The sequence below is a fragment of the Mesorhizobium sp. M7A.F.Ca.AU.002.02.1.1 genome (genome assembly GCF_003998535.1).
Classification (GTDB): domain Bacteria; phylum Pseudomonadota; class Alphaproteobacteria; order Rhizobiales; family Rhizobiaceae; genus Mesorhizobium; species Mesorhizobium ciceri.
The window spans coordinates 1-4,251 of record NZ_RZPB01000539.1 but is presented as its reverse complement, the minus strand read 5'-3'; the positions used below and the strand labels follow the sequence as shown (position 1 = coordinate 4,251).

Annotated in this window: 4 protein-coding genes and 1 pseudogene; all 5 read right to left on the bottom strand. The window is 65.2% G+C overall.

Annotated features, from left to right (window positions below):
* Positions 1-149 precede the first annotated feature (149 nt).
* Positions 150-1,031, bottom strand: coding sequence for a MoxR family ATPase (locus EN879_RS26180; RefSeq protein WP_063168526.1), 882 nt, complete (start codon positions 1,029-1,031; stop codon positions 150-152).
* 8 nt (positions 1,032-1,039) lie between these two features.
* Positions 1,040-2,044: a molybdopterin cofactor-binding domain-containing protein gene (locus tag EN879_RS40680; RefSeq protein WP_063168525.1), complete on the bottom strand. Its 1,005-nt coding sequence runs from the start codon at positions 2,042-2,044 to the stop codon at positions 1,040-1,042.
* 1 nt (position 2,045) lies between these two features.
* Positions 2,046-3,413: a xanthine dehydrogenase family protein molybdopterin-binding subunit gene (locus tag EN879_RS40675; protein WP_063168524.1), complete on the bottom strand. Its 1,368-nt coding sequence runs from the start codon at positions 3,411-3,413 to the stop codon at positions 2,046-2,048.
* 13 nt (positions 3,414-3,426) lie between these two features.
* Positions 3,427-3,909 carry a (2Fe-2S)-binding protein gene (locus EN879_RS26165; RefSeq protein ID WP_063168523.1) on the bottom strand — a complete coding sequence of 161 codons (483 nt, stop codon included), beginning with the start codon at positions 3,907-3,909 and terminating at the stop codon, positions 3,427-3,429.
* Between the two features lie 59 nt (positions 3,910-3,968).
* Positions 3,969-4,251 (bottom strand): annotated as a pseudogene (locus tag EN879_RS26160) (xanthine dehydrogenase family protein subunit M); the annotation flags it as partial.

Sequence of the window (4,251 nt, the reverse complement as noted above, 5' to 3'; positions counted from 1 at the left end):
GATCGGATGTCATCCCCGCTTTCGCTAATCGCTGACGTCGCCGAACAGAGCGAAGCGCCGAAGCTGCCAATCTCCCCCCTTGAGGGGGAGATGTCCGGCAGGACAGAGGGGGGCGCTGTCCCGCCAGCCTTGCGAAATGACCTCCCGCGTCACGCCAGCGCCTCCTCGACGATCCGGCCAAGCTCCGGTGCGATGTAGGAAAGGTCTTCCTCGTCCTTGATCAGCACGCCGATGGCGCGGCGGAAGGCTTCCGGCCACGGGCTGCCGCCCTTCTCCAGGATGGTGGCGGCATTGGCCCATTCGACGGCCTCGGCGATACCCGGCGGCTTGGCCAGCGGCCGGGCGCGGATGGTCTGCACGGCCGCCGCCACCGCGCGCGCCGTTACCTCGGCCACATCGCCGGCGCGCAGCATGATGATGGCGGCCTCGCGCTCGGCGTCGGGATAGCCGATCCAGTGGTAGACGCAGCGGCGGCGCAGTGCCTCGGCAAGCTCGCGGGTGCGGTTCGAGGTCAGGATGACGATCGGCTGTGCCGTGGCGCGGACGGTACCGCGTTCGGGAATGCTGATCTGGAAATCGGAGAGGAATTCCAGAAGCAGCGCCTCGAATTCATGATCCGAGCGGTCGATCTCGTCGACCAGCAGCACGCGCTGTTCCGGCGCCTTCAGCACCTGCAGCAGCGGCCGGGCGATCAGGAAACGGTCTTCGTAGATGTCGATCTCGTGCTCGCCGGCGTGGCGAATGGCGAGCAGCTGGCGTTGATAATTCCATTCGTAGAGCGCGTGCGCAGCGTCGATGCCTTCATAGCATTGCAGCCGCACCAGATCGCGGCCGAGCAGCGCGGCGATCGCCTTGGCCGCTTCCGTCTTGCCGACGCCTGGTGCGCCTTCGAGCAGCAGCGGCTTCCCCAGCCGGATCGCCAGGAAGATCGCGGTCGCAAGACTGTCGTCGGCCAGATAGCGCGAGGCGGCAAGATGCTGCGCCACCGCCTCCGGCGAGGTCGCTGATGTCTCGGCGCTTGTCCCGGTCATTTCGGCCCTCAGTTCGCCGCTTGCGCCTTCAGCGCGCGCAGGATGCGCTCCGGCGTGATCGGCAGCGTGTCGATGCGCACGCCGACGGCGTCGAAGACGGCATTGGCGACCGCCGGGATCTGCGGGTTGGCGCACATTTCGCCCGGCCCCTTGGCACCGTATGGCCCGTCCGCCGATGGACGCTCCAGCACGATGATCTCGGTCTCGGCGAGGTCGCCGGGGCCGGGCATCAGATACTGGTTGAAGTCCGTGCCGCCATGGTCGCGGTTGGGATAATAGGGCTCGGTCGTCTCGTAGAGCGCATGGCTGATGCCCATCCACGAACCGCCGACCAGTTGCTGTTCGACCATTTTCGGGTTCAGCGCGCGGCCGATCTCGAAGACGTTCTTCACAGTCAGCACGGTGACCGCGCCGGTCTCGTCGTCGACCTCGACCTCGGCCACGGTGCAGGCATGCGCGTAGCAGGTCGATGGCTTCATCGCGCCAGTCTCTTTCTCCGGATAAGAGCGCGGAATCAGGAACATGCCGCGGCCCGAGATCGAGCGACCGCGCTTGAAATGCGCCGACAGCGCGACATCGAAGATCGAGATCGATTTTTGCGGCGCGCCTTTGACCAGTATGTTGCCCTGGCCGTCGGTCTCGAGGTCGGAGGCGTTCACCTCCAGTTCCTCGGCGGCCACTTCCAGCATCACCTGCCGCGCTTCCCTTGCCGCCTGGATGACGGCGTTGCCGGCGCGGTGCGTACCGCGCGAGGCGAAGGTGCCCATGCAGTGCGGGCCGGTGTCGGTGTCGGCGGTGTCGACGACGACGCGGTCTGTCGGCACGCCGATGGTCTCGGCGCAGATCTGCGCCATGATCTGCTTCATGCCCTGGCCGAGATCGACGGAGGACAATGTCACCATGAAATTGCCTGTTGGCGTCGAGTGCACCAGTGCCTGCGTCGGGTCACCGCCGAGGTTCATACCGGTGGGATAGTTGATCGCGGCAACGCCGCGCCCACGCCTGATCGCCATCTCAAGCTCCCTTCGTATAGGAGGACATCGCCAGGTACTTTTCCGCCACCGGCCAGTTGGCGGCGCGCGAGGCTTCCTGCATGCATTCGATCAGCGCGGCGCCCTCTGTCGGCTGGCGGTGCGCTTTCATATCACCGTCGCGATAGGCGTTGATGAAGCGGAATTCGAGCGGGTCCATGCCGATCAGGCGCGCCAGCTTGTCCATCTGCACCTCCAGCGCGAAATCGCCGATGGTGACGCCGAAGCCGCGCATGGCCGACGACGGCGTGCGGTTGGTGTAGACGCAATAGGTGTCGATCCAGACGTTCGGAATAGTGTAGGGGCCGGGATAATGCCCCGCGCCCTTCTGCGCGCCGTAGGGCGAGTGGCGCGAATAGGCGCCGGCATCGGTGTATCCGGTGACCTTGCGCGCGACGATGCGGCCATCTTTCATGACGCCGTCCTTGATGACGACCTTTTCAGCGGCGCGCGGCGACGAGATCTGCATCTCCTCCTCGCGGCTGTAGATAAAACAGACTGGTCGTCCTGTTAGTTTTGCGCCGAGGATGGCGATCGGCTCGACGATGACGTCGACCTTGCCGCCAAAACCGCCACCGACTGTGCCGCCGACGAAATGCAATTTGCTGCCCGGCATCTGCAGGATGATCGAGGTGTTGTCGAGCGTGAAGAACATCGCCTGCGTGTTGGTATAGCAGGTGAAGCGGTCATTGCCCTCGGGCGCCACCACGCAGCCGGTGGTCTCGGTCGGCGCGTGCTCGATCGGCGAAGACTGGTAGCTCTGCTCCAGTATGTGGTCGGCGCCGGCGAAGCCCGCCTCGACATCGCCGAAGCGCACCTTGCGGCACTCGCCGCTATCATAGAGGTAATAATTCTGGCCGTGATATTCGTTGACCAGCGGCGCGTCGGGTTTCAGCGCCTCTTCCATGTCGAAGACGGCCGGCAGCACCTCATAGTCGACCTTGACCTTGGCTGCGGCCTCTTGTGCCGCGCGCTCGGTTTCGGCCAGCACCGCCACCACGGCCTCGCCCTTCCAGCGCACCTTGCCGTCGGCAAGCACCGTCTCGTCCTCCGGCCCGATCTGGATCAGGATCAGGATGGTGTAGACATTGTGCGGTACGTCCTTGGCGGTCAGAATTTTCACCACGCCCGGATGTTTTTCCGCCTCTGAGGTGTCGATCGAACCGATGCGGGCATGGTGATGCGGGCTGCGCACCATCTTCAGGTGCAGCATGCCGGGAAAGTTGCGGTCGGCGAAAAAGGCGGTCTTGCCGGTGACATGGCCGGGCGAATCCGAGCGCGGCCGGGGCTGGCCGATCTCGTGCAGATCGTCCTTGCGGACATCGGCGAAGTAGTTCTTGCGCAGTTCCATTGTTTTGGACCCTTCAGGCCGCGTTCTGCGAATTGGCGCGGGCGGCGGTCAGCACCGCCTGGATGATCGGCTCGTAACCGGTGCAGCGGCAGATGTTGCCCGACAGCGCCTCGACCACCTCGTCGCGGCTGGGATTGGGCGTGTGGTCGAGCAGCACCTTGGCCGCCATGATCATGCCCGGCGTGCAGAAGCCGCATTGCGTGGCGAACGTGTCGAGAAAGGCGCGCTGCAGCGGGTGCAGCACGCCGCTTTCCGAAAGCCCTGATGTCGTGCTGATGACGGCGCCATTGCAGGTCTCGGCCAACGTCAGGCAGGAGAGCCGGAGTTCGCCGTCTATGATGACGGAACAGGCGCCGCAGGTGCCCTGATGACAGCCGCCCTTCGGCGAGGTGTCGCCGATCTTGTCGCGCAGCGCCTGAAGCAGCGTCGTGCCGCTGTCGATGAATTCGGCCTTTTCCGAGCCGTTGAGCGTGAATTGAACCGGAACCTTTGCCATGTTTTCCTCCCAGCGCGCCTGCCCGAACCAGCGGACAGACGCGCGCCCCCGAACAAATATTATGCGAGCAGCAACCGCCCGAGATGAACCGGCAGGACTTCGGCGCGATCCCAGGCGCTGGCGATCGGGTCGGTGATGGGCGAGGTGCCATCACCGGCCGCGGCCAAGGCCGGCGCGATGCCGTCAGCGGTTAGCGTTCGGCCGATCAGCGCTTTTTCCGCCGCCCTGGCGCGCATGGGCCGATCCGCCATGCAGCCGAGTGCGATCCGCGCCGAGGTCACCGAGCCATCCGACGACAGTTCCAGAGCACCGGCTATGCTGAGCACGGAGACGCCCTTGGGC